The organism is Stenotrophomonas sp. YJH_SMC_29 (assembly GCF_059371235.1).
Window position 1 is genome coordinate 61,008 of the sequence record NZ_JCAFUK010000014.1, and the last position, 21,730, is coordinate 82,737.

Here is a 21,730-nt window from a genome sequence, read left to right on the forward strand (position 1 = left end):
ACACACAACAAAGGTAAGCGTCATGCTGCAGGAAATTTTCATCGCCGCTGCTGCCGGGGGCAATCCGTCCAACGCCCTGTCGCAGATGGGCTTCGAGCACCTGATCCACGAAATGACCACCAAGCCGGGTGATTTCGCGGTTTCCTGGGTCGTGCTGCTGACCCTGATCGCCATGTCGGCCATGTCCTGGTACTGGACCGTCATCAACATCTTCCGTGCTACCCGCCTGAAGAGCGCCGCTGACCGCGTCGTCAGCCTGTTCTGGGACACCCCGAACGCGCAGGACGCCATCCGTGCGATGGAAGAGCAGCCGGCTTCGGAGCCGTTCTCGAAGATCGCCCTGGACGCTGCCCAGGCCGCTGCCCACCACCAGCGCGCTGAAGGCGGTGCTACCGGCGGCGTCGGTGAGAACCTGAGCCGTTCGGAGTTCGTCGACCGCGCCCTGCGCCAGGCCGTGACCCGCGAAAGCAACAAGCTGCAGTCGGGCATGACCCTGCTGGCCACCGTCGGTGCAACCGCTCCGTTCGTCGGTCTGCTGGGTACCGTGTGGGGCATCTACGGCGCGCTGATCAAGATCGGTGCCACCGGCTCCGCTTCGATCGACGCCGTTGCCGGCCCGGTGGGTGAAGCGCTGATCATGACCGCGATCGGTCTGTTCGTCGCAATCCCGGCCGTGTTCGCCTTCAACTTCTTCAGCAAGATCAACAGCGCGACCATCAGCAAGTTCGATACCTTCGCGCACGACCTGCACGACTTCTTCGCCACCGGTTCGCGCGTCCGCTAATTGCGGCGCGCGTCACCCAGCGACGAAGTAAGTAGTCACCAAGATCTAGACGGAGCCCGTTATGGCTTTCAGTAGTGGTAACAGCGGCGGCCCCATGGCCGACATCAACGTTACGCCCCTCGTGGACGTGATGCTGGTGCTGCTGATCATCTTCATCATCACGGCGCCCCTGATGTCCCACAAGGTCAAGGTGGATCTGCCGGAAGCCAACCTGATCCAGAAGCCGGAAGATGCTGAAAAGCGTCCGAACCCGATCACGCTGGCAGTCAAGGAAGACGGCTCGATCTACTGGAACGACGAAGAAATCAACAAGCAGACTCTCGAGTCCCGCTTGGCGACCGCCGCACAGCAGACCCCGCAGCCGCCGCTGAACCTGCGTGGTGACCGCACCACCAAGATGCGCGTCATCAACGACCTGACCAAGGTCGCACAGGAACAGGGCATGCTGGACGTCGGCTTCGTTGCAACCAAAGAAAAGGGGCAATAAGCCATGGCATTCAGTAGTGGTGGTGGCAAGGGCCCCATGGCAGACATCAACGTCACGCCCCTGGTGGACGTGATGCTGGTTCTGCTGATCATCTTCATCGTGACCGCGCCGATCATGACGTATCCGATCGCCGTGGACCTGCCGCAGCGCGTGCTCAACCCACCGCCGCAGCTGGTCGAACCGCCGCCGCCGATCGAGCTGAAGATCGACGCCAGCAACCAGGTCTCGTGGAACAACAGCCCGATCAATACCAGCGAGCTGCAGCAGCGGATGGAGCAGGAGGTCCAGCGTGACCCGACCAACCAGCCGGAACTGCGCATCGACGCCAGCCCGGATTCCGAGTACGACGTGATGGCCAAGGTTCTGGCCGCCGCGAAGAACGCTCAGATGAAGAAGATCGGTTTTGTGCAGCAGTAATCGCTACACCGCAACACAACAGTCATGACGCGACTGCAGACGCCCCTGGAGACAGGGGCGTTTTTTTGTGTTCTCGTCGTGGCGCACGGCTTGGGGTCAGATCCCTTTTCCTGAGCAAAAAGGGATCTGACCCCATCCGGCAGCACGCGCCGCTATGATCGGCGGATGCTCGCCCTCTTCGACTCCCTGCGCCACTGGCTTGACGGCATCGCCCACCTTGGCTCGATCCTGGCGGTGGCCTACCTGCTGTACCTGTTCGCGCTGGCGGGCTGGATCATGCTGCAGAAGCGTGAGCCGGTGGCCACGCTGAGCTGGATCCTGTCATTGGCACTGCTGCCCTACCTGGGGCTCTTCATCTATTACCTGCTGGGCCCGCAGAAGGTGAAGCGGCAGCGCCTGCGTCGCGGCCGCGCGCGCTCGGGCATGGAGCACTACAGCGATGTCTGCCCGCCCGATGCGGACTGCACCGAGCTGGCCAAGGTCGCCCAGGCCACCACCGGGCTGGCACCGAGCAGCGCCACCGAAGTGACCTGGCTGGTGGACGGCGCCGCGACCTATGACGCGCTGCTCGACGCCATCGCGCAGGCCCGCGACCATGTGCACCTGGAGTACTACATCTTCAACCCTGACCACGCCGGCACCGCGGTGCGCGACGCGCTGGTCGAACGCGCCGGCGCCGGCGTGCAGGTGCGCCTGCTGCTGGATGCGGTCGGCTCGTCCGCCCTGCCCCGCCGCTTCCTGCAACCGCTGCTGGACGCCGGCGGCGAGGCGATCTGGTTCCATCCGCGGCAACTGCTGAAGCCGTTCAAGCGTCCGTGGCTGAACCTGCGCACGCACCGCAAGCTGGTGATTGTCGATGGCCGCGTGGCCTTCACCGGTGGCATCAACATCACCGACGAAGAGGACGAGCGCCGCAGGCCCGACGCCTACCGCGACCTGCACATGCGTATCCGCGGCCATGTGGTGCGCAGCCTGCAGCTGGTGTTCGCCGAGGACTGGCTGTACGCCAGCGGCCAGGACCACTCCCGATTCGACATCGCCCGGTTGTGGCCGGCCGATGTGCCGATGCGCGCGGATGGACCGATCAACGCGCAGGTGCTGGTCTCCGGGCCCGACTCGGGCTGGGAGACCATCCACCGCCTGCATGTGGCGGCGATCCAGGAAGCGAACGAGCGGGTGTGGCTGGTGACGCCCTACTTCGTGCCGGGTGAAGCGGCGCGGATGGCGCTGACCTCGGCCGCGCTGGGCGGCCTGGACGTGCGCCTGCTGGTACCGAAGATGAGCGATTCCTGGTTCGTGACCCAGGCCGCACGCTCCTACTTCGATGAGCTGTTGCACGCCGGCGTGAAGATCTATGAGTACGGGCCGCGCATGCTGCACACCAAGGCCTTCATTGCCGATGACGATGTCTGCATCGTCGGCAGCGCCAACTTCGACCACCGCAGCTTCCGGCTGAATTTCGAGCTGTCGATGATGATCAGCGACCGCGGCCGCGTTGCCGCTTTGGCTGAGCTGCTGCAGGGCGAGTTCGACCGCGCCACCCGGGTGCATGACCAGGCCGGTCGCTCGCTGTGGCTGCACCGCCTGCCCGAGGCCTTCGCCCGGCTGGCCTCGCCGCTGCTGTGACGCAGCGCTACACTGCGGCGATCATCCGGGGAGCCTGACTATGTATTGGTTGTACCTGCTGCTGGCGCTGGGCTGCTTTGCCTTCGCGCTGAAGACCCCGAGCGCGGGGTTGATGACCCTGTGCCTGCTGGCGGCGCTCGGTTTCCTGCTGGCCTGGGTGCGCGGCCGCTATGTGGCCCGCTTCGGCGACCTGCAGCGCGACCCGGCCACGCTGATCGATGCCGAGGAACTGCGCCGCCTGCGCGAACAGGCCCAGGCCCGCCGCACTGACGACCACAACGACCACGACCCGTCCCCTCTTTCCAAGTAGTTCCGTTCCATGACCCAGCTCAGCGTCAACGTCAACAAGATCGCCGTCCTGCGCAATTCGCGCGGCGGCGCCGAACCGGACGTGGTGCGCGCCGCCCAGGCCTGCCTGGATGCCGGCGCGCATGGCATCACCGTGCATCCGCGGCCGGACCGCCGGCACATCACCGCCGAGGACGTGCTGGCCCTGTCCACGCTGACCCGTGCGCGTGGGGGCGAGTTCAACATCGAAGGCAATCCGTTCGCGCCGCCGCGCGAGGGCTACCCGGGGCTGCTGGCGCTGTGCGAACAGACCCGGCCCGCGCAGGCCACCCTGGTGCCCGACGGCGACGGCCAGATCACCTCCGACCACGGTTTCGATTTCGAGCGGGACGCCGGGCGCCTGCGTCCGCTGGTGGCGGCGCTGAAAGCGATGGGCTGCCGGGTCAGCCTGTTTGTCGACGCGGGCAACCCGCTGCTGGAGCAGGCGGCCGAGGTCGGTGCCGACCGCATCGAGCTGTATACCGGCCCCTACGCGGAGGCGCACGCGGCGGGCGACGCTGCGGCGATGCTGGAACTGTTCGCCACTGCGGCGCGGCGGGCGCAGGCGGTGGGCCTGGGCGTCAACGCCGGGCACGACCTGTCGCAGGACAACCTGCGTGACTTCCTGGCCCATGTGCCGGACGTGCTGGAGGTATCGATCGGTCATGCGCTGATCGGCGAGGCGCTGTATGACGGGCTGGATGCCACGGTGCGGGGCTATCTGGCCCTGCTGTGACCGACGGATGCAAGGGACACGGGTTGCCTTGTAGGGCCGAGCCCTGAACCCTTCAGGCGGCCGTCGCAGCCATTGAGACGGCCACGACGTACCCTGCCGCAATGGGTATTGCGATCAAGGGCCGAGGTTCCACGTCCCACCTTGCCGGGCGCTTCGAAAGCACCGTCAGCGAGGCGGTGGACGACGGCTGGGCGGTCGACGAAAGCGAAGAGTTCCTCGCCCCGCGCCTGCGCACCGAAGTACGCGCCGAGACCGCGCGCAGCATCATCACCCGCAACACTTCGCCGGACGTCGGCTTCAGCCAGTCGGTGAATCCGTATCGCGGTTGCGAGCATGGCTGTTCCTACTGTTTCGCGCGTCCCTCGCACGCGTATCTGAACCTGTCGCCGGGCCTGGATTTCGAGACCAAGCTGTTCGCCAAGACCAATGCGCCGCAGCTGCTGCGCAAGGAGCTGTCGAAACCCGGTTACGTGCCGCAACCGATCGCACTGGGCATCAACACCGATGCGTACCAGCCGATCGAACGCAAGTTCAAGCTGACCCGCCAGCTGATTGAAGTGATGCTGGAGACCAGGCATCCGTTCTCGCTGATCACCAAGAACGCACTGGTCGAGCGCGATATCGATCTGCTTGCGCCGCTGGCGGCGGAAAACCTGGTCAGCGTGCACTTCTCGGTGACCTCGCTGGACCCGCATCTCTCCGCGAAGCTGGAACCGCGCGCATCGGCACCGCACGCACGGCTGCGTGCGATGAAGCGGCTGCATGACGCCGGCATTCCGGTCGGCGTGATGGTGGCGCCGGTGATTCCCTGGATCAACGACAGCGAACTGGAAGCCGTGCTGGAGGCCGCACACGACGCAGGTGCGAGCACCGCCGGCTACGTGCTGCTGCGCCTGCCGCTGGAAGTGGCACCGCTGTTCCGCGACTGGCTCGATACGCACCATCCTGATCGCGCTGCGCATGTGATGAGCACCATCCAGCAGCTACGCGGCGGCAAGGACTACGACAGCCAGTTCGGCACGCGCATGCGGGGCCAGGGCGTGTATGCCGATCTGTTGAGCAACCGCTTCAAGCTGGCGCGCAAGCGCCTTGGGTTCAATGCGCAGAACAGCCATTGGCCGAAGCTGGATTGCAGCCGGTTCCAGAAGCCGCTGCCGCCGAAGAAGGAGTCGCCGCAGGGCAGTCTATTCTAGGGCTCTGGACCGCAGCGCGATCCACCGGCAACAATCCACACCTTGCCGCATCGCCTGGTGTTGTACACGATGAAATGCAGTCACTGCTTCCGTGCCAGTGGTCTTCTTCTCTGCCTTGCGACCCTGCAAGTCCAGGCCCGCGCCCTGCACGAGTGCATCGTTGTTCCGCAGGCCGCGGTCGTCACTGACATGCCGGCTGGCCTGGACGAGTTCGAACAACGTTTGTGGACAGCAAATGCAGGCCAGGTGGTGAGCAAGGGCACTGACACCCTTCTTCTGCTTCGCCTGTTCTCGGAATCACCGGGCGTGATGGATTCCCAAGAGTTCACCAAGGTCACCGGCACCCTGTCTGGATACACTCCGTCCTCTGAAGGGATTCCGGCCGTGCTCGGCGCACGCCTGAGCAGTGGCAGTGCGGGCTTCGCGCACAAGGGAGACTACTGGTTGTCCGATTCAGCGGATATCGAACTACATCGGCCGCACAAGGGCGACAGTCGGATCGAAGTCAAAGTGACGGCTGTTGGGTGGAACAGCTATCGAAAGGAGGACCGTTCCTTCTATCTCCAGATCACCTGTCAACTCGAGGAGATCCCTGTCGAGAAGCTCAGTGCCTGGCAAGGCGGCAACGGCAACCTCTTGGGATCCTTTGGTCCTGCCAGATAATCGAGCGGATCAACCTTTACCCACTACTGGCTTAATTCGATGTATCTGGAACAATGCGATAACTGAAATGAAGATCATCCACTGGCTCGGCATCGCGTTCCTTTGGATGCTTCCATTGAACTTTCTTCTGCTGACGACTGCCAAGTTGATGTCAGGAAACGCGCTTGGGAACGAAGAAATCGTGGGCTTCGGCGTCGCCCTCTTTGGTCTGATGGCGGGAGGGATTCTCTATCGCCGCCGCCCTCGGTAGACGTGAGTTCGTTCGACCATGGTCCAGGTCCAGTGCTGAGAAAGCATTGACTGGAGGTCCTGGCATGGCAGCCTTGAAGAGTGGCGGAGCTCTCCTGGGGCATCACAGAGCTAAGGCAGTCAGAATCATTTCTGACTGGACGACCGCTCGCGGCGGATTCAAGGCACTGGGTACATCATCCGAGGTAAGGCGACTGTGCGAGGAACTTATGGCACCGCGAAAAAGCAGGAAAAGAGATCCAGGATTGCCAGTCGTCCAGCACTGCTTTATGCGATCGCGATTTGGAGAGTGATGAAGATTCTACTTTGGGTACCTGTTGTTGTATTTGCTTTGCTGTCATTGAGAGCAATCGCGTTCGTCGCCTATCAAGGGCTAAATGGAACTGCCTTCGAGGACGAGGAAATCATTGTCGCGGGGATCGGATTGGTCTGCGGCTGGATCGCCTGGGTCATGTACAAGACCTTGATCAGGCCAGGTAAGAAGCCGAGACCCTGATTCTGAGCCGGTGGTTCCGGGGCGAGCTGGTCGGTGTCCACCGCCGTGGTTACGACGCGAGCGATATAAACACTCGCACCGTACGAGTAGATTCTTCTGGGGAGCGCGACTGTGCGAATGAGGTAGTTGATTGCGCTTGTTCTAGGCTTGAGCTGCAGCGCGTGCGCGTCGCTGCTTCCTGGTGGCCATAAGATCAGCGCCTTCTACGTGTCTAACGCCGACTCGGATGTGACCGGCTGCGAAAGGTCTGACCACAGGGAAATTTCACTTGCGTGCCATCGGATTTTTGATGGCGACAATGTTGTAGTGGCATTGCGCGAGTACACAGCGACCAAGATTGATAATGAAAGATACAGGAAGCTGACATTGATCCTTCCCCCGAATCTGGCGGAGGGAGATGTCTTCAGTTTGACGGAGGGTGATACCAGGGCGTTCTACAGCACTGGCCTCAGCCTGAAACCTGGCAGCACTGGATGCTACGGAAAGGCAGTTTCAGGTAGCGTGGAGATCCTCAGAAAATCCAATGATCTGATGCAGCTTCGCATCAACGCGCGTTTTGATCTCGATAGCCCCGCGGGCTGGAAGGACCACTGCAAGGTGCGCGAGCTCAGCTATGAACTGAATGCCATCCGCAGGCCGCTGGGTCAGCTGGGCGCATGGGAAGGCGTGCCAGCCCCCGGAGATTCTCTTATCAGCGAGGGCAGCCCCGATGGCGGTCTGCCTTAGGAGATAACACTAACCGCTCGCACCACAGCACAGGATCTCGGGGCCTGCTTCATGATCCGGACAAGATGCTGAGAACTTCGAGTGACCAATTTGCTTCACCCTCCTCCAAACAACCTCTGCGCACTCTGGAACAGGATCCAGCTCGTCGCAATGAACTTGTCACCACCCTGTGGCCGATTCCCGCGATGCGTGTGGGTGAACGCCGTCGGCGCGATCAGCAGGCTGCCGGTGCGTGGCGCGATCTTGCGGCCCTGGAACAGGAACTCGGTTTCGCCTTCGTCGAAGTCGTCGTTGAGGTAGAGCGTCCACAGCACGTGCCGGTGCAGGGTCTCGGCCTGCGCATCCTTCGGGTACAGCTCGCAGTGCCAGTACGGGTAGCCGCCCTCGCCTGCCGCATACCACTGCAGGTTGATCGCGCCCGGGCGCAGGCAGGTGCGGGCCAGGTCGGCCAGCTGCTGCGGCGGCATGTCGGGAAAGTCCTCGGCAGACAGGCGTCGCGGTTGGCCGTTGCTGTCCTGGATCTGCAACATCAGCGGCGCGATCAAGGCCTGTGGATAACGGCGTAGATAAGTCAGCAGGCCGTTGAACACGGCGATCTGCAGCTGCTGGTCGACGTCCTGCCAGCCGTCCAGGCCACTGATGCGCAGATCCTTGCTGTGCTTGAGTTCGGGGAACACGCCACTGCCCACCGCACCGGGCAGCAGGCCACGCGTGGCACGCATGCGCTCGACGATGGCCGCGCAGACCTCACTGGGGACGGCGTTGTGGATGACTTCGATGAAATCGACCGGGCCCTGCTCGTGCATGCGTGCATTCCTTCGGCGGCAACGGCTTGATGGTGCCGTTTGCCGCCCGCGGTGTCACCCTGCGGTCATGTCATCGAACTGCCATGACCGCCGTCAGGCGTCGAGCCGTCAGCCCTCGCTTCGTCGTGCGCGTGGTGGTAACGCACTGCTTCGGCCACTTCGTCGCGCGAACCGAGGAACACCGGCACGCGCTGGTGCAGCTGATCAGGCTGGATGTCGAGGATGCGCTCACGGCCCGTCGAGGCGGCGCCGCCGGCCTGTTCGACCAGCAGGCCCATCGGGTTGGCTTCGTACATCAGGCGCAGCTTGCCGGCCTTGGACGGATCCTTCTTGTCCCACGGGTAGATGAAGATGCCGCCGCGGGTCAGGATGCGGTGTACGTCGGCCACCATGCTGGCGATCCAGCGCATGTTGAAGTTCTTGCCGCGCGCGCCTTCCTTGCCTGCCAGCAGGTCGCTGACGTAGGCCTGCATCGGCGCTTCCCAGTGACGCTGGTTGGACATGTTGATGGCGAACTCCTGGCTGGCCGCCGGAATCTGCATGTTCTCGGTGGTCAGCACGAACTCGCCCTTCTCGCGGTCCAGGGTGAAGGCATGGGTGCCGTGGCCGACGGTCAGCACCAGCTGGGTGCTGGGCCCGTAGATGCAGTAGCCGGCGGCGATCTGCTTGCTGCCCGGCTGCAGGAACGCGTCATCGCCCGGCAGTTCGACGTTGGTCGGGCAACGCAGCACGGAGAAGATGGTGCCGACGGAGACATTGACGTCGATGTTGGAGCTGCCGTCGAGGGGATCGAACAGCAGCAGGAAATCGCCGCGCGGGTAGATGTCCGGCACCGGCTGGCTGTGGTCCATTTCCTCCGAGGCACACGCGGCGAGATGGCCACCCCATGCGTTGGCCTCCAGCAGGATCTCGTTGCTGATGACGTCCAGCTTCTTCTGCGCTTCGCCCTGCACGTTGCCGGTGCCGGCGTCGCCGAGCACGCCACCGAGGGCGCCCTTGCTGACGGCGATGGAGATGCTGGTGCAGGCGCGGGCGACCACGGCGATCAGCTGGCGCAGGTCGGCATTGATGCGGCCGGCGTGCTGTTCCTGGATCAGGAAGCGGGTCAACGAAGTACGGGACATGGGCGGGCAGGTCTCGGCAGCGGGAAAACGCCTATTGTCGCCCGTCTGGCGGAGGCGTGCGTGAGCGCGGGAAGGCGTAATCGTTTCCAGATGCGTTGCGCCGCAGAAGCGGAGCGCCCTGCTTCTGTAGAGCCGAGCCCGCGCTCGGCTGCGCTTCGTCCTTCATGCCGCACAAGCCGAGCGTAGGCTCGGCTCTACAGAGACCAGGGCCCAAAAAACAAAGGCGCCTTTCGGCGCCTTTGTCTTCAAACCACTGGAGCGTTGTTTCAGCCCTTGGCGACGGTGGCCACGGCCTTGGCGACGTATTCCAGGTTGTTCTGGTTCAGCGCGGCCACGCAGATGCGGCCGGTGCCGACGGCGTAGATGCCGAACTCGTCGCGCAGGCGCTCGACCTGCTCGCGGCTCAGGCCGGAGTAGGAGAACATGCCGGCCTGCTCGTTGATGAAACCGAACTGCGGCGCGCCGGCGGCGGCCAGCTTATCGACCAGGCCCTGGCGCAGTGCGTGGATGCGCTCGCGCATCTCGGTCAGTTCCTGCTCCCACATCGCGCGCAGTTCCGGGTGGGTCAGCACGCCGGCCACCAGCGCAGCACCGTGGGTGGACGGGCTGGAGTAGATGGTGCGGATCACGCGCTTGACCTGCGACTGCACCGCCTTGGCGTCAGCGGCGGTCGGCGCCACCATCGACAGCGCACCCACGCGCTCGCCATACAGCGAGAACGACTTGGAGTACGAGTTGGCGACGATGAAGCTGTCGATGCCGGCTTCGGCGATGATGCGCACGGCTGCGCCGTCCTGCTCGATGCCCTTGTCGAAGCCCTGGTAGGCCATGTCGATGAAGGGGAACAGCTGCTTGTCCTTCAGCAGCTGGGCGACCTGCGTCCACTGGGTGACCGTGAGGTCGGCCCCGGTGGGGTTGTGGCAGCAGGCGTGCAGCAGCACCACGGTACCGGCTTCCAGCTTGCCGAGGTCGGCCAGCATGCCGTCGAAATCAACCCCGTGGGTGGTCGGGTCGAAATAGGTGTAATCCAGCACCTCGAAACCGGCGGCGCTGAACACGGCGCGGTGGTTTTCCCAGCTCGGGTTGCTCAGTGCAACGGTGGCGTGCGGCAGCAGCTTCTTCAGCACGTCGGCGCCGACGCGCAGCGCACCGCTGCCACCGACGGTCTGCGCGGTGGTGACGCGGCCGGCGGCCAGCAGCGGCGAGTCCTTGCCGAACACCAGCTCACGCGTGGCCTGCGTATAGGCCGGCAGGCCATCGATCGGCAGGTAGCCGCGCGGTTTGGCTTCGGCGGCAAGCTGCTGCTCGATCTGCTTGACGGCGCGCAGCAGCGGAATGCGGCCGCTCTCGTCGTAGTAGATGCCCACACCCAGGTTGACCTTGGTCGGGCGGCTGTCGGCGTTGTACGCCTCGGTCAGGCCCAGGATCGGGTCGCCTGGGACCAGTTCCACGTTTGCAAAGAAGGACACGGCGGTACTCGTTCGGTAGACGGAAAGGGGGAGGAAGTGCGCTACGCGGCTTGCGGCCGTTCGGCCGGAAACAGCCCATCGTAACAAAGCCTGCCGGGGCTGGCCGCCGCCATCGTCATCCACGGCCCCGTACCATGGCGTGCGTTGCCACCGGATCCACCAACCTGAATCATGAATGCTGCCGCACGCCGCCGTTGCCTGCCGTTGTCCGTCCTGCTGCTGCCGCCCTGGGCGGTGGTGGCCGCGCCCGCGCCGACCACCCTGCCCAGCGTGCAGGTGCAGGCTGCGAGGGTGCCGGGCATCGACCCGTTCGCGCTGCCAGCCAGCCAGGACACGGTATGGATCGACGCCAGCCGTGCCGGCACCGGCGTGCAGCTGTCCGAGGCGCTGGCCGGCGTGCCGGGGCTGGTCGCGCGCGACCGTCAGAACTTCGCCCAGGACACCCAGCTGTCGATCCGTGGCTTTGGCGCGCGCTCGACGTTCGGGGTGCGCGGGGTGCGGGTACTGATCGACGGCGTGCCGGCGACCATGCCGGACGGCCAGGGCCAGCTGTCGCACGCCAGCCTGCTGGGTGCCGAGCGCATCGAGGTGCTGCGCGGACCGTTCTCGGCGCTGTACGGCAATTCCTCCGGGGGCGTGCTGCAGGTCTGGAGTGCACAGGGCCAGGCCGGGGACCCGTGGCGGCTGCGGCTCAACGCCGGTGCCGACAATACGCTCAGCATCGGCGCGCAACTGAAGGGCGCAGGCCGTGCGCTGGACTACAACATTGCCGCCAACCACTTCCGTACCGATGGCTGGCGCGACCACAGCCGTGCGCGCCGTGAATCGCTCAATGCGCGCATCGGCGGGGAGCTGGGCGGAGGCCGGCTGGAGCTGCTGCTCAATGCACTGGATGCCCCGGACGCGCAGGACCCGCTGGGGCTGAGTCGTGCCCAGGTCGCGGCGGATCCGCGCCAGGCCACCGCCGTGGCACACCAGTACAACACGCGCAAATCAGTGCGCCAGCAGCAGGCTGGCCTGCGCTGGAGCCGCGAAACCGGGGCGCAGCGCTGGCAGGTCATGGGCTATGCCGGGCAGCGCGCGGTGACCCAGTACCTGCCGATTCCGCCCACCGCACAGGCCAACCCGTTGCATGCCGGCGGGGTGATCGACCTGCAGGGCGGTTATGGCGGGCTGGACGCGCGCTGGGGCTGGCACGGTGATCTTGCCGGCCGGCCGCTGGACCTGGTGGCCGGGTTCAGCGCCGACCGCCAGCGCCAGCACCGCACCGGCTACGAGAACTTCGTGGGCAGCGTCCTGGGGGTGCGCGGGCGCCTGCGCCGTGACCAGATCGATACCGTGCAGAACGTGGACCAGTTCGCCCAGGCATGGTGGCAATGGAGCCCACGCTGGTCGCTGCTGGCGGGCGTACGCCACAGCAGCGTGCGCTTCGAATCGGACGATCGCTACATCACCGATCGCAACCCGGACGACAGCGGCCACCGTCGCTACCCGGCCACCACGCCGGTCGCCGGCGTCAGCTTCGAGGCCAGCCCGCAATGGCGGCTGCACGTGGCCACCGGCCGTGGCTTCGAGACCCCCACCTTCAATGAGCTGGGCTATCGCGCAGATGGCCAGGCGGGGCTGGCACTGGATCTGGCAGCAGCGCGCAGCCGCAACGTTGAGGTCGGCAGCAAGTGGCGTACCCAGCAGGGCACCCAGCTCGATATCAGCGTGTTCCGCGCAGATACCGACAACGAGCTGGCAGTTGCGAGCAGTAGCGCAGGGCGTAGCACGTATCGGAACATCGGCCGCACCCGCCGCCAAGGCGCGGAGCTGCAGTATCGCCAGCCGTTGGGCGAGCAGCTGGAACTGCAGCTGGCCTGGACCTGGCTGCAGGCCCAGGTGCGATCGCCGTATCTGACCTCCAACAGCGTGGTCGCCGCCGGCAGCCGCCTGCCTGGCGTTCCGCGCCAACAGGGCTCCGCGCGGCTGCAATGGAGCCCCGGTCCATGGCAATGGGCGCTGGAGGCGTCGGCCAGCAGCGACACCGTGGTCAACGACGTGGCCACCGAACGTGCACCGGGTTACGCACTGCTGAATCTGGAAGCCGGCCACCGCTGGCGCCTGCCGGGCGGCGAGCTGCGTGCCTTCGCCCGGCTGGAGAACGTGCTGGACCAGGCCTACATCGGCTCGGTGATCGTCAACGACGGCAACGGGCGCTTCTACGAACCCGGCCCGGGACGGCGCGCCAACGTCGGCCTGCAATGGTCGTGGCGCTGAAGGGGCTTTGGACGGCAGCGCGCTGCGCAGGGCGTCGGAGGTTGCCGGCCAGCGGCCGGCACTACCCGCAAATTCCGGGGGACCTGGACGGCAGCGCGCTGCGCAGGGCGTCTGGGGTTGCCGGCCAGCGGCCGGCACTACCCAATTCCGGGGGGACTTGGACGGCAGCGCGCTGCGCAGGGCGTCTGGGGTTGCCGGTCAGCGGCCGGCACTACCTCGCAAATCTGGGGGCTTTGGACGGCAGCGCGCTGCGCGGGACGCCTGGCGGTTGCCGGTCAGTCCGGTGCCTTGGCTGGCACGAACGGCGATGTCGGGTCGCTGGCCGGGAAGGTCTCCTCCAGCGCTTCGTCCTGGTTGTCACTCGCGCGCTGCTTGCGTTCGCGGCGCTTGAGCGGGCTTTCCTGGCCGCCACGATGGCGGTCGCCGCCATCCTTGCGGTCCTGGGCCGCCTGTTCAGCCTCGTGCTTCACCGGCAGATGGTCGTTCCCGTGCTCGGCATCGAAGAACGGTGCGCCGGTGCCACGGTAGTCCGCGTTGTCGGCGTCGCGCTTGCCGCGCTGCTCGCCGGGAATGGGCGGGTGATTTTCCCGCAACGGGTCTCGGGAGGTCTCTCGGCTCATGGTCTGGCTACCTGCGCTGGGGCCTCCACTACACCGCGCCGCAGGTAAAGCGGCTGCGAACCTGGCGTCATGAACATCTCGCTCACCCCCCGGTAACGGTACCGCGCGTATTCCTGCCCACCCGCCCACGTTGCAGGAGCCGGCCATGCCCCGTCTTGAACGACCCGCGCCGTCCGTGTTCAACGCCCTGCTCGATCCGCTCGGCCAGCGCACCGCGCAACGCCGCACGCGCCGGCATGAAGACCCGCAGGCGGTGGCGCAGGACTACCTGCAGTACATGCTCAGCGATTACGAGGAGCGCCGCGGGCAGGGCCATCGCAACTGGCGTGACCTGTGCCCGGTCTATGCGTTCGCGCTGACCACCCATGCGGCCGACTGGCCGCGCGGTGATGCCGCCGATACCTGCGAGGAACTGGCCGAGCACTGGGAACAGATGCGCGGCCAGTCGCGGCTGGGCTGGTCGCAGGCGCGTCCGGTGGTGGAGGATGCCTGGCGCGCGCTCGACCACATCCCCGCTGCGGCGGTGAGGCCGTTGCTGCAGTAGTGCCGGCCGCTGGCCGGCAACCCCAGGAAACTTCAGGCCGCGAGCTCTGCCGGCCAGCAATCGGCACTACCGCATGTGCGTAGAACCCACGTGCACGGCACGGACACGGGTGGTTTACGCCCGTCGGGCCACGCTGGGCACCCTGCCCTAGCAAAGGTGCGTCCATGGCCCGCCCGATCTGGACCGGTACGCTGTCGTTTGGCCTGCTCAACGTGCCCGTGTCGCTGATGTCCGGCGAACGCCGGGTCGATCTGCAGTTCCGCATGCTGGACTCACGCGACCGCAAACCGATCCGCTTCGAGCGCGTCAACGCCGACACCGGCGAGGAAGTGCCCTGGAAGGACATCGTCAAAGCCTACGAGTACGACAAGGGCAGCTATGTCGTGCTGGAGGAAGGCGACATCCGCTCGGCGGCACCGGAGAGCCATGAGGCGGTCGAAGTGGAATCGTTCGTGGACGCGGCGCAGATCGACCCGCGCTACTACGAGAAGCCCTATCTGCTGGTTCCCGGCAAGAAGGCCGAGAAGGGCTACGTGCTGCTGCGCGAAACACTGCGCAGCACCGGCAAGGTGGGCATTGCCCGGGTGGTGGTGCGTACCCGCGAATACCTGTGCGCGGTGATGCCGCATGCCGACGCGCTGGTGCTGATGATCCTGCGCTATCCGCAGGAACTGGTGGATCCCGAGGATTACAAGCTGCCCACCGGAAAGCTCGCCGACTACCGCATCAGCAGCAAGGAAACGGCGATGGCCGAGCAGTTGATCGAGTCGATGTCCGGTGATTGGGACCCGTCGCAGTACCACGACGAGTTCCGCGAACGCCTGCAGCAGGTGCTGAACAAGCGCATCAAGTCCAAGGGCGGCACCACGCGGGTGGAGGATGAACCTGCACCGCGTGAGGACGCCAGCACCAACGTGGTCGATTTCATGGCACTGCTGCAGAAGAGCCTGGATGCGAACAAGCGGACGCCGGCAAAGAAGGCCGCGGCGCGCAAGGCAGCCGCAAAGCCGACGGCAAAGAAGGCCGCAAAGAAGACAACGAAGAAAGCTGCAAAGAAGTCCGCACCCCGGCGCAAGGCAGGCTGAGCCATGTCGCTGCACCAGTACCGGCGCAAGCGCCGGCTCGGCGGTGGCGCCGGGCAGACGCCGGAGCCTGACGACATCCCCGCGCACGGCGATCCGAAGCGCCGGCCGACCTTTGTCATCCAGCTGCATCACGCCAGTTCGCGCCACTACGACTTCCGCCTGGAAATGGAGGGCGTGCTGAAGAGCTGGGCGATACCGAAGGGCCCCTCACTTCGGGCCGGCGAGAAGCGGCTGGCGGTGCAAGTGGAAGACCATCCGCTGTCCTACGCCACGTTCGAGGGCGATATCCCCGAAGGCCACTACGGCGCGGGCCATGTCGACGTATTCGATCAGGGCACCTGGGCCTGCGAAGGGGATCCGCTTGAGGCACTCGCCGCAGGGAAGATCGACTTCGTGCTGCATGGCCAGCGCCTGGCAGGCGCCTGGAAGCTGGTGCGCACGGCGATGAAGGGGCGCCAGGTGCAATGGCTGCTGATCAAGCGCGATGACGATGCAGCACGCGATGCGGAGGCGGACGACCTGCTGGAGGTGCCCGCGTCGAAAGCCCGACCGTCGAAGAAGCGTGCTGCGACGAAAGCGGTTCGCGCTGCTCCGGCCGCGCGCGCCCGCAGCCGCAGGGCCTCAGCGCGCTGGCGTACCCGCGCGCTGGGGCTGGAAGGCGCGCGCGACACGGCCTATCCCCGCGACTTCAAGCCACAGCTGACCGATCACCGCGACAGTGCCCCGGACGGCGAACGCTGGCTGCATGAGATCAAGTGGGATGGTTATCGGCTGCTGGCCGACCTGCACGAAGGACAGGTGAAGCTCCGTTCGCGCAACGGCCTGGACTGGACGGCCGACTTCCCCGAAGTGGCGCAGGCGGTGCAGGCTCTGCCGGTGGATGATGCGCGCCTGGACGGCGAGCTGGTGGTGCTGGACAAGCAGGGGCGCAGCGACTTCGCCGCGCTGCAGCGGGTGATCGACGGCAGTTCGAAGCAGCCACTGCGCTATATCGTGTTCGACCTGCCCGGCGTGGCCGGCACGGACATCAGTCGTGCACCGTTGCTGGAACGCAAGGCGCTGCTGAAGGATCTCATCGGGCCCGCGCCGGGCATCCTGGCGTTCAGCGAACACGTGATCGACCATGGACCGCAGGTGTTCGACGCCAGCGGCAAGGCCGGTTTCGAAGGCATCGTCAGCAAACAGGTGGATGCCCCGTACGTGAACACCCGTGCACGCAGCTGGGTGAAGGTGAAGCACGAGGACACCGAGGAGTTCGTGATTGTCGGCCACACTGCACCCAAGGGTTCACGGGTGGGATTTGGCTCGCTTCTGCTGGCGGCGCCGGACAAGGGAGGGCTGCGTTACGTGGGACGGGTCGGCACCGGTTTCGACGATGACAGCCTTCGCGCGCTGGCCCAGGCCTTGCAGCCATTGGCAGTGACGGCGCCGGTACTGCAGCTGCCGGCACACGTCCCGTTCCGCGCGGCGAGCGTGCGCTGGGTCAAACCGGTGGCGGTGGCCGAGGTCGCCTTCCGTGGCTGGGGCAAGGAAGGCCTGCTGCGCCAGGCCAGCTTCAAGCGGCTGCGCAGCGACAAGCAGAAGGAGGACCTGGGCGTGGACGCAGCAGAGGCCGACGCCGGGTCCGGGGTCCAGATCACGCATCCCGAGCGGGTCGTGTATCCCAGGCAGAAGCTGCGCAAGGGTGACGTGGCCGACTACTACCGGCGCATGGCACGCTGGATCCTTCCTGAAATCGCCGGCCGGCCGCTGTCACTGCTGCGCTGCCCGGATGGCGTCGGCAAGGCCTGCTTCTTCCAGAAACACCATGGCCCCGGGCTGGGCGACGCCGTGCATGCGGTGCCCCTGCAGCAGAAAAGCGGCCGCGAGGACTATGTCTACGTCGACGATGCGCGGGGCCTGCTGCAACTGGTGCAGATGAATACCCTGGAGCTGCATCCGTGGGGCGCGACCGTGGCCGATCCCGAGCATCCCGATCGCCTGGTGTTCGACCTCGATCCCGGCGAAGGGATGAGCTGGGCACAGGTGAAAGCGGCCGCGCGCGATGTCCGTGACCACCTGCAGGAGGTCGGCCTGGAGAGTTTCGTGCGCCTGTCCGGTGGCAAGGGCGTGCATGTGGTGGTGCCGCTGCAGCCCAAGGGCGACTGGGAACAGGCCAAGGCGTTCTGCGAGGCGTTTGCGCGGGCGATGGCGGAGCGGGCGCCGGACCGTTACGTGGCGACCATGAGCAAGGCAAAGCGTGGTGGCGTCATCTTCATCGACTGGCTGCGCAACACGCGCGGCGCCACCAGCGTGTGCTCCTGGTCGCTGCGTGCGCGCGACAGTGCCGGCGTAGCGGTGCCGCTGCGCTGGGAAGAGCTGGCCCGGGTCAGAGCGGCCGACGCGTTCCCGATGGAAAAGGCGCTGGCCCGCGCCAAACGGCTGGACAGTGACCCATGGCAGGGCATCGCGCAGGTGAAGCAGACGCTACCGTCGCTGAAACGGTAGTGCCGGCCGCTGCAGGATGGGAGGTTGCCGGCCAGCGGCCGGCACTCCCTGCAGGCGCTCAGCGCGGGTCGCGCGAGGGGCGGCGGCCGAACCACCAGCCAACCAGCAGCTGCAACGGCAGCGATGCCAGCAGCGCAATGACGAACCAGAACGGGAAATCCGCGCCCGTGGTCCACATCGCGTAGCCGCAGCCCAGCGCGATCAGCGACCAGATCGAGAATCCGTGCGAACGCGGCCAGCAGGGCGCGTAGTAGGTGGCAAAGGCGATACCCGCGATGCCGCCGAGCACGCTGAAGGCGAGATCCCAGCCCAGCTGCACGCTGTTGTCGCCAGGCGCCATGCCCAGCAGTGGCGGCAGCCAGCCGGCGACGCTGCTGACCAGTGCAAGCGACAGCACGCCACCGATCAGGGCAACGATGGACAGGAACAGGATCTTGAGCATGGCGGGCATGCGCGCATTGTACGGCTGCCACAGAGTGCCCGCGTTGCCGGCCAGCGGCCGGCACTACCGAACCGCCTGGGTTTGCGGGCCAGCGGCCAGCACTAGAACCGCCATGGGTTTGCCGGCCAGCGGCCGGCACTACCGATGAATCGGCATGGCCGCCGCGTCCGTGGGAGAGGGGGACGGAGCGACGGCGGCCATGCACGGAGGGTCAGGCAGCGAAGTCCAGTACGACGCGGCCTTCGATGGTGCCGGCATGCATGCGTGCGAACACGTCGTTGATGTTCTCCAGGCGGTCGGTGCTGACCGTGGCCGCGACCTTGCCTTCGGCGGCGAACTGCAGCGATTCCTGCAGGTCCAGGCGGGTGCCGACGATCGAGCCGCGCACGGTGATGCCATTGAGCACCATGCCGAAGATGTCCAGCGGGAAGTTGCCGGGGGGCAGGCCATTGAGCGACACGGTGCCGCCACGGCGGACCATGCCCAGCGCCTGCTCGAACGCCTTGGGCGATACCGCCGTGACCAGGGCGCCATGTGCACCGCCGATCTCCTTCTTCAGGAACGCAGCCGGATCGGTGCTGCGCGCGTTGACGGTGACCTGCGCGCCCAGCTGCCGCGCCAGCGCCAGCTTGCTGTCGTCCACGTCCACGGCGGCGACGTTCAGGCCCATCGCGCGGGCGTACTGTACCGCCATGTGGCCCAGGCCGCCGATGCCGGAGATCGCCACCCAGTCACCGGGCTTGGTGTCGGTGACCTTCAGGCCCTTGTAGACGGTCACGCCGGCGCACAGCACCGGCGCGATCTCGACAAAGCCCACTTCCTTCGGAAGCAGGCCGACATAGTTGGCATCGGCCAGTGCGTACTCGGCGAAGCCGCCGTTGACCGAGTAGCCGGTGTTGCGCTGCGTCTCGCACAGCGTTTCCCAGCCACCCAGGCAGTGTTCGCAATGGCCACACGCCGAGTACAACCAGGGGATGCCGACCCTGTCGCCTTCCTTGACGTGCCCGACCCCGCCACCCACGGCCACGACGTGCCCCACGCCCTCGTGACCGGGGATGAACGGCGGGTTCGGTTTCACCGGCCAGTCGCCCTCGGCGGCGTGCAGGTCGGTGTGGCAGACGCCACAGGCCTCGATCCTGACCAGCACCTCGCCCGCCCCCGGGCGCGGTACCAGGACTTCCTCGATCACCAGTGGCTTGCCGAACTCACGCACGACAGCGGCCTTCATGGTCGAATTCATGTTCGGATCTCCGTAGTGCGCTTGCCCACAGAATGACGCCGGCGCGAGGCCGGCGCTTTGATCACGATCAAACCTTTGAAGATCCGAGCGCCGGGTTCAGCTGGCCAGGACCGACGCTTCGCGGGCCAGGCGCTCGATGGCGTCCCAGTCGCGGGTCTGCAGCAGCGCCGGGGTGGTCAGCCACGAGCCGCCCACGCACAGTACGTTGGGCAGGTGCAGGAACTGCGGCGCAGTCTGCGCGCTGATGCCGCCGGTCGGGCAGAACCGCACCTCGGAGAACGGGCCGTGCCAGGCCGCCAGCAGCGCGGCACCGCCGGCCTGCACGGCCGGGAAGAACTTGAACGTGTCATGGCCGTGTTCCAGGCCCAGGATCAGGTCCGAGGCCGTGGCCGCACCGGGCAGGTACGGCAGGTCGGCATCGCGCGCAGCCGCGTACAGGGCCGGCGTGGCGCCGGGGGACACCGCGAAACGCGCACCGGCCTGCTTCGCCGCCTGCATCTGCGCGGAGGTGAGCACGGTGCCGGCACCGATCACCGCGTCCGGTACGGCTTCGACCATGGCCCTGATCGCGTCCAGCGCCCGCGGCGTGCGCAGCGTCACCTCGATCACCGGCAGGCCGCCGCGGAACAATGCCTGGGCCACGTTGACCGCTTCATCCACATCGTCGGGGGTGTACACCGGGATCACCGGTGCCAGTTTCAGGACCGCGCGTACGCGCGGATCAGCGGCGGACATCGAGTTGCTCCTCGCCCATCAGGGCCAGCACGTCAGCTTCGCTGACAGGATTGAAATCGCCGGGAATGGAGTGCTTCAGCGCCCCGGCGGCCAGGCCGAAACGCACAGTGGCGTCGGCATCAAGGCCGGACAGGATGCCATGCAGGATGCCGGCCGCGAAGGCATCGCCGCCGCCAATGCGGTCGACGATGCCCTGCAGGTGACGCACCGGGGCCTGCGCGCGTGCCCCTCCGCGGCCCAGCAACAGCGCGCCCATCGCATGATGGTCCACGCTCAGCACCTGCCGCTGCGTGCATGCCATCCACTGCAGCTGCGGAAAGGCGCTGAACGCGGCCGCCGCCGCTGCGTCGACCCGCTCCACCGGGTCCGGCTGCGTGAAGCGCGTACCCAGCACGACCTCCATGTCGCGGTAGTCGGCGAACACAATGTCGGCCTGCGCGAACAGCGCGCGCAGCACCGCCTGGGCATCGCCGCCCCAGCGCTGCCAGAGGCGGGGCCGGAAATTGCCGTCGAAGGAGACGCGGACACCGGCCTGGCGTGCCGCGCGCGCCGCCGCCAGCGTGGCGGCAGCCACGTCAGGGCCCAGCGCCGGGCTGACACCGGACAGATGCAGCCACTGTGCGTCCTGCAGCAGCGCAGGCCAGTCATAGTCGGCCGCCGTGCTGCGTGCGAACGCCGAATCCGCGCGGTCATAGACCACTTCACTGGCGCGCTGCACCGCGCCGGTGGTGAGGAAATACAGCCCCATGCGGGCATCCGGCACTTCGCGCACATGCCGGGTATCGACCCCGTGCCGCCGCAGTTCGCCCAGCGCGTGCGCACCCAGCGGGTTGCCCGCCACCGCGCCGACCATCCTCACCTGATGTCCCAGCCGGGACAGCGAGACACCGACGTTGGCCTCGGCGCCGCCCACATGGACCTGCAGCTGCGGCGACTGCAGCAGCAGTTCGTGGCCGGGGGCGCCCAGGCGCAGCAACAGCTCTCCGAAACACACGATACGACCCATCTCAGCTCCTTCACGCGTGCCGCCGGCATGGGACACTGCATGGCATGTAAGTGGACCACGCAGGGGGCGTGGCATTGACCATCGGTGTCATTCTAGACCGAAGTCGCCTTGCAGGTGCTCGATCAACATGACGAAACCATTGTCCTGCAAGCGTCTTGGAGACATTACAGATCTGTTGCGGTGCAAGATGCCCGATCCCGGTGGTG

The 21,730-nt window shown here is 66.3% G+C and carries 23 protein-coding genes; 15 read left to right on the forward strand and 8 right to left on the reverse strand.

Features of this window, described 5'->3' with window-relative positions:
- Positions 1 to 22 precede the first annotated feature (22 nt).
- The 11 genes from exbB to AC5P9I_RS15385 all read left to right on the forward strand — a co-directional run bounded on the left by exbB (position 23) and on the right by AC5P9I_RS15385 (position 7,704).
- The gene (gene exbB / locus AC5P9I_RS15335; protein WP_005411738.1) at positions 23 to 784 is read left to right on the forward strand and encodes a TonB-system energizer ExbB; all 762 of its coding nucleotides are present in this window, start codon (positions 23 to 25) and stop codon (positions 782 to 784) included.
- 61 nt (positions 785 to 845) lie between these two features.
- Positions 846 to 1,271, forward strand: coding sequence for an ExbD/TolR family protein (locus AC5P9I_RS15340; RefSeq protein WP_005421196.1), 426 nt, complete (start codon positions 846 to 848; stop codon positions 1,269 to 1,271).
- Between the two features lie 3 nt (positions 1,272 to 1,274).
- Entirely contained in the window at positions 1,275 to 1,688 is a 414-nt protein-coding gene (locus AC5P9I_RS15345) for an ExbD/TolR family protein (protein WP_005411740.1), read from the forward strand.
- 165 nt (positions 1,689 to 1,853) lie between these two features.
- Positions 1,854 to 3,314 (forward strand): cardiolipin synthase, encoded by a 1,461-nt coding sequence (gene cls, locus AC5P9I_RS15350; RefSeq protein WP_049468413.1) that lies wholly within the window; start codon positions 1,854 to 1,856, stop codon positions 3,312 to 3,314.
- 40 nt (positions 3,315 to 3,354) lie between these two features.
- The gene (locus AC5P9I_RS15355; protein ID WP_014645412.1) at positions 3,355 to 3,624 is read left to right on the forward strand and encodes a hypothetical protein; all 270 of its coding nucleotides are present in this window, start codon (positions 3,355 to 3,357) and stop codon (positions 3,622 to 3,624) included.
- 9 nt (positions 3,625 to 3,633) lie between these two features.
- Positions 3,634 to 4,377, forward strand: a complete 744-nt coding sequence (locus AC5P9I_RS15360; protein ID WP_049468415.1) for a pyridoxine 5'-phosphate synthase — start codon at positions 3,634 to 3,636, stop codon at positions 4,375 to 4,377.
- 101 nt (positions 4,378 to 4,478) lie between these two features.
- On the forward strand, positions 4,479 to 5,570 hold the full coding sequence (locus tag AC5P9I_RS15365; protein WP_088476213.1) for a PA0069 family radical SAM protein: 1,092 nt from the start codon (positions 4,479 to 4,481) through the stop codon (positions 5,568 to 5,570).
- Positions 5,571 to 5,612: 42 nt separating this feature from the next.
- Entirely contained in the window at positions 5,613 to 6,233 is a 621-nt protein-coding gene (locus AC5P9I_RS15370; protein WP_231353146.1) for a hypothetical protein, read from the forward strand.
- Positions 6,234 to 6,300: 67 nt separating this feature from the next.
- On the forward strand, positions 6,301 to 6,483 hold the full coding sequence (locus AC5P9I_RS15375) for a hypothetical protein (RefSeq protein WP_049468500.1): 183 nt from the start codon (positions 6,301 to 6,303) through the stop codon (positions 6,481 to 6,483).
- A gap of 291 nt (positions 6,484 to 6,774) precedes the next feature.
- Positions 6,775 to 6,978, forward strand: a complete 204-nt coding sequence (locus tag AC5P9I_RS15380; RefSeq protein WP_049468427.1) for a hypothetical protein — start codon at positions 6,775 to 6,777, stop codon at positions 6,976 to 6,978.
- Positions 6,979 to 7,104: 126 nt separating this feature from the next.
- A complete protein-coding gene (locus tag AC5P9I_RS15385) occupies positions 7,105 to 7,704 on the forward strand; it encodes a hypothetical protein (protein ID WP_235645233.1) in 600 nt (199 codons plus the stop codon).
- A 95-nt stretch (positions 7,705 to 7,799) separates the two neighbouring features.
- On the opposite strand, the gene AC5P9I_RS15390 is transcribed toward AC5P9I_RS15385, so the two are convergent.
- The 3 genes from AC5P9I_RS15390 to AC5P9I_RS15400 form a co-directional block, all read right to left on the reverse strand.
- Complete coding sequence (locus AC5P9I_RS15390; protein WP_049468431.1) at positions 7,800 to 8,510, reverse strand: 2OG-Fe(II) oxygenase; 711 nt, start codon at positions 8,508 to 8,510, stop codon at positions 7,800 to 7,802.
- A gap of 65 nt (positions 8,511 to 8,575) precedes the next feature.
- Positions 8,576 to 9,634: a class 1 fructose-bisphosphatase gene (locus tag AC5P9I_RS15395; RefSeq protein ID WP_049468432.1), complete on the reverse strand. Its 1,059-nt coding sequence runs from the start codon at positions 9,632 to 9,634 to the stop codon at positions 8,576 to 8,578.
- A gap of 266 nt (positions 9,635 to 9,900) precedes the next feature.
- On the reverse strand, positions 9,901 to 11,103 hold the full coding sequence (locus AC5P9I_RS15400) for an amino acid aminotransferase (RefSeq protein WP_049468434.1): 1,203 nt from the start codon (positions 11,101 to 11,103) through the stop codon (positions 9,901 to 9,903).
- 171 nt (positions 11,104 to 11,274) lie between these two features.
- Between AC5P9I_RS15400 and AC5P9I_RS15405 the strand changes: the two genes are divergently transcribed.
- Positions 11,275 to 13,365 (forward strand): TonB-dependent receptor family protein, encoded by a 2,091-nt coding sequence (locus tag AC5P9I_RS15405; RefSeq protein WP_049468437.1) that lies wholly within the window; start codon positions 11,275 to 11,277, stop codon positions 13,363 to 13,365.
- 275 nt (positions 13,366 to 13,640) lie between these two features.
- Here the strand turns inward: AC5P9I_RS15405 and AC5P9I_RS15410 are convergent, their stop codons facing one another.
- Positions 13,641 to 13,985: a hypothetical protein gene (locus AC5P9I_RS15410; protein WP_049468438.1), complete on the reverse strand. Its 345-nt coding sequence runs from the start codon at positions 13,983 to 13,985 to the stop codon at positions 13,641 to 13,643.
- 145 nt (positions 13,986 to 14,130) lie between these two features.
- On the opposite strand from AC5P9I_RS15410, the gene AC5P9I_RS15415 reads away from it, so the two are divergent.
- From AC5P9I_RS15415 to ligD, 3 genes are all read left to right on the forward strand, one after another.
- Positions 14,131 to 14,529, forward strand: coding sequence for a hypothetical protein (locus tag AC5P9I_RS15415; RefSeq protein ID WP_049468440.1), 399 nt, complete (start codon positions 14,131 to 14,133; stop codon positions 14,527 to 14,529).
- Between the two features lie 164 nt (positions 14,530 to 14,693).
- Positions 14,694 to 15,614, forward strand: coding sequence for a non-homologous end joining protein Ku (gene ku, locus AC5P9I_RS15420; RefSeq protein WP_049468443.1), 921 nt, complete (start codon positions 14,694 to 14,696; stop codon positions 15,612 to 15,614).
- Positions 15,615 to 15,617: 3 nt separating this feature from the next.
- Positions 15,618 to 18,101: a DNA ligase D gene (gene ligD, locus AC5P9I_RS15425; RefSeq protein ID WP_235645248.1), complete on the forward strand. Its 2,484-nt coding sequence runs from the start codon at positions 15,618 to 15,620 to the stop codon at positions 18,099 to 18,101.
- A 58-nt stretch (positions 18,102 to 18,159) separates the two neighbouring features.
- Here ligD and AC5P9I_RS15430 read toward each other — a convergent pair whose 3' ends face one another.
- The 4 genes from AC5P9I_RS15430 to AC5P9I_RS15445 all read right to left on the reverse strand — a co-directional run bounded on the left by AC5P9I_RS15430 (position 18,160) and on the right by AC5P9I_RS15445 (position 21,524).
- Entirely contained in the window at positions 18,160 to 18,552 is a 393-nt protein-coding gene (locus AC5P9I_RS15430; RefSeq protein WP_049468446.1) for a hypothetical protein, read from the reverse strand.
- 202 nt (positions 18,553 to 18,754) lie between these two features.
- Positions 18,755 to 19,783, reverse strand: coding sequence for an alcohol dehydrogenase AdhP (gene adhP, locus AC5P9I_RS15435; RefSeq protein ID WP_049468447.1), 1,029 nt, complete (start codon positions 19,781 to 19,783; stop codon positions 18,755 to 18,757).
- 96 nt (positions 19,784 to 19,879) lie between these two features.
- A complete protein-coding gene (gene eda / locus AC5P9I_RS15440) occupies positions 19,880 to 20,518 on the reverse strand; it encodes a bifunctional 4-hydroxy-2-oxoglutarate aldolase/2-dehydro-3-deoxy-phosphogluconate aldolase (RefSeq protein WP_049468449.1) in 639 nt (212 codons plus the stop codon).
- Positions 20,505 to 21,524 carry a sugar kinase gene (locus AC5P9I_RS15445; RefSeq protein WP_049468450.1) on the reverse strand — a complete coding sequence of 340 codons (1,020 nt, stop codon included), beginning with the start codon at positions 21,522 to 21,524 and terminating at the stop codon, positions 20,505 to 20,507. The genes eda and AC5P9I_RS15445 overlap by 14 nt, the downstream gene beginning before the upstream one ends.
- Positions 21,525 to 21,730: the final 206 nt, after the last annotated feature.

Excerpts from the sequence above, each read along its gene's own strand:
- exbB (WP_005411738.1), top strand. The coding sequence starts at position 23 with ATGCTGCAGGAAATTTTCATCGCCGCTGCTGCCGGGGGCAATCCGTCC.
- AC5P9I_RS15340 (WP_005421196.1), top strand. The coding sequence starts at position 846 with ATGGCTTTCAGTAGTGGTAACAGCGGCGGCCCCATGGCCGACATCAAC.
- AC5P9I_RS15345 (WP_005411740.1), top strand. The coding sequence starts at position 1,275 with ATGGCATTCAGTAGTGGTGGTGGCAAGGGCCCCATGGCAGACATCAAC.
- cls (WP_049468413.1), top strand. The coding sequence starts at position 1,854 with ATGCTCGCCCTCTTCGACTCCCTGCGCCACTGGCTTGACGGCATCGCC.
- AC5P9I_RS15355 (WP_014645412.1), top strand. The coding sequence starts at position 3,355 with ATGTATTGGTTGTACCTGCTGCTGGCGCTGGGCTGCTTTGCCTTCGCG.
- AC5P9I_RS15360 (WP_049468415.1), top strand. The coding sequence starts at position 3,634 with ATGACCCAGCTCAGCGTCAACGTCAACAAGATCGCCGTCCTGCGCAAT.
- AC5P9I_RS15365 (WP_088476213.1), top strand. The coding sequence starts at position 4,479 with ATGGGTATTGCGATCAAGGGCCGAGGTTCCACGTCCCACCTTGCCGGG.
- AC5P9I_RS15375 (WP_049468500.1), top strand. The coding sequence starts at position 6,301 with ATGAAGATCATCCACTGGCTCGGCATCGCGTTCCTTTGGATGCTTCCA.
- AC5P9I_RS15380 (WP_049468427.1), top strand. The coding sequence starts at position 6,775 with ATGAAGATTCTACTTTGGGTACCTGTTGTTGTATTTGCTTTGCTGTCA.
- AC5P9I_RS15390 (WP_049468431.1), bottom strand. The coding sequence starts at position 8,510 with ATGCACGAGCAGGGCCCGGTCGATTTCATCGAAGTCATCCACAACGCC.
- AC5P9I_RS15395 (WP_049468432.1), bottom strand. The coding sequence starts at position 9,634 with ATGTCCCGTACTTCGTTGACCCGCTTCCTGATCCAGGAACAGCACGCC.
- AC5P9I_RS15405 (WP_049468437.1), top strand. The coding sequence starts at position 11,275 with ATGAATGCTGCCGCACGCCGCCGTTGCCTGCCGTTGTCCGTCCTGCTG.
- AC5P9I_RS15410 (WP_049468438.1), bottom strand. The coding sequence starts at position 13,985 with ATGAGCCGAGAGACCTCCCGAGACCCGTTGCGGGAAAATCACCCGCCC.
- AC5P9I_RS15415 (WP_049468440.1), top strand. The coding sequence starts at position 14,131 with ATGCCCCGTCTTGAACGACCCGCGCCGTCCGTGTTCAACGCCCTGCTC.
- ku (WP_049468443.1), top strand. The coding sequence starts at position 14,694 with ATGGCCCGCCCGATCTGGACCGGTACGCTGTCGTTTGGCCTGCTCAAC.
- ligD (WP_235645248.1), top strand. The coding sequence starts at position 15,618 with ATGTCGCTGCACCAGTACCGGCGCAAGCGCCGGCTCGGCGGTGGCGCC.
- AC5P9I_RS15430 (WP_049468446.1), bottom strand. The coding sequence starts at position 18,552 with ATGCCCGCCATGCTCAAGATCCTGTTCCTGTCCATCGTTGCCCTGATC.
- adhP (WP_049468447.1), bottom strand. The coding sequence starts at position 19,783 with ATGAATTCGACCATGAAGGCCGCTGTCGTGCGTGAGTTCGGCAAGCCA.
- eda (WP_049468449.1), bottom strand. The coding sequence starts at position 20,518 with ATGTCCGCCGCTGATCCGCGCGTACGCGCGGTCCTGAAACTGGCACCG.
- AC5P9I_RS15445 (WP_049468450.1), bottom strand. The coding sequence starts at position 21,524 with ATGGGTCGTATCGTGTGTTTCGGAGAGCTGTTGCTGCGCCTGGGCGCC.